Origin of the sequence: Sphingomonas fucosidasi, from assembly GCF_036663855.1 — a bacterium.
Classification (GTDB): domain Bacteria; phylum Pseudomonadota; class Alphaproteobacteria; order Sphingomonadales; family Sphingomonadaceae; genus Sphingomonas; species Sphingomonas faeni_B.
Window position 1 is genome coordinate 1 of sequence record NZ_JAXOJR010000022.1, and the last position, 1,396, is coordinate 1,396.

General features: G+C 66.9%; 2 protein-coding genes and 1 pseudogene. All 3 read left to right on the forward strand.

What is annotated here, in order from left to right; all coding sequences use genetic code 11:
• Positions 1-157, forward strand: a pseudogene (locus tag U1737_RS20550) (thioesterase family protein); the annotation flags it as partial.
• Between the two features lie 138 nt (positions 158-295).
• Positions 296-1,033, forward strand: a complete 738-nt coding sequence (locus U1737_RS20555; protein WP_332718894.1) for a hypothetical protein — start codon at positions 296-298, stop codon at positions 1,031-1,033.
• Positions 1,034-1,087: 54 nt separating this feature from the next.
• On the forward strand, positions 1,088-1,396 hold a 309-nt coding region (locus U1737_RS20560), incomplete at its 3' end, for a response regulator (protein WP_332798082.1).

Below are 1,396 nucleotides of genomic sequence, written 5' to 3' on the forward strand. Positions count from 1 at the left end.
GCTCACTGCGACGCCGGCGACCACCGATGGCTGGTGGCTGCTGTCGGCGACGTCCGACCATGCGAAACATGGTTGTTCGAGCCAGTCGATGACGTTGTGGAACGCCGATGGTCAGCCGATCGCGCAGGGCATGCAAAGTGTCGCGATCTTCGCCTGAAATGCTGCCCCATTCCGGGGCGGAAAATGCGACAATTTGCGACACTTTAGGCTGGCTCTGACATAGCCGCGTGACATCCTTGAGCGAAAAACGGGATCATAGCCGGGCGATCCGGCGGATCACTCGAAGGACATCAGCATGAAGAAATATCTTCTCGCCCTCGCTCTTGCCGGCACTGCCCTTGGTGGCGCAGCGATTGCCGGCCAGACGGGCGCAGGACCAGCGGGCGCCGACCGCCCCGGCCCGATGGGCGGCCACGCCATGCAGCGCGCCGATACCGACAAGGACGGCGCAATCTCGCGCGCCGAATTCCTTGCGCAAACCGATCAGCGCTTTGCCCGGCTCGACGCAAACGGCGACGGCCAGATCGCCGGCGACGAACTGCCCGGCCGCACACGGCTGGTCGAGAGCAGCGATACGGACAAGGACGGAAAGATCAGCAAGGCCGAGTTCGTCGCCCAGGCGTCCGAACGGTTCGCGAAGCTCGATCTGAACAAGGACGGCAAGATCTCGCCCGACGAGATGAGGGGTCTGATGGGCCGCGGGCGCGAAGCCCGTGGCGGTCATGGCGGGCGAGGCGCGATGCACGCCGCCAGGGCTGGCGGCCCGATGGGCCACGGTGCCGGCATGATGGTGTCGATCGACACCAACAAGGACGGCAAGATCAGCCGCGACGAAATGCGCGCGCGCACCGATGCGCGCTTCGCGGCGCTCGATACCGACAAGAATGGCTTCATCGAGCGGACCGAGCTGGCCGCTGCCCATAGCGGCATGAAGCCTTGGGGCAGGATGCGCGGCCATGGCCGGCATCACTCCGAGGGTGGCCCCGGCACGCCGCCGCCGAGCGGCGCCACGCCGAAACCCGACGCCGGCTAACCCGGGCCGCCGGGCGCGGCATGCCCCCCCGGCGGCGTCCAAAGGCGACCGCTCATTCTAGACGCCGATCCCAAGGGAGATAACCCGCACCTCTTGCTGGTCGACGACGAGCGCTCGATCCGCGAGCCGCTCGCGCAATATCTGACCAAACAGGGCTTCCGCGTCACCCAGACCGGCGATGCCGAGGCGGCGCGCACCCGCCTCACCGCTTATGCGATCGATCTGGTCATCCTCGACATCATGATGCCGGGCGAGGACGGGCTGAGCCTGTGCCGCCATATCCGCGAGACGAGCGAGACGCCCGTCATCCTGCTGACTGCGCGCACCGAGGAGACCGACCGGATCGTCGGCCTCGAAATGGGC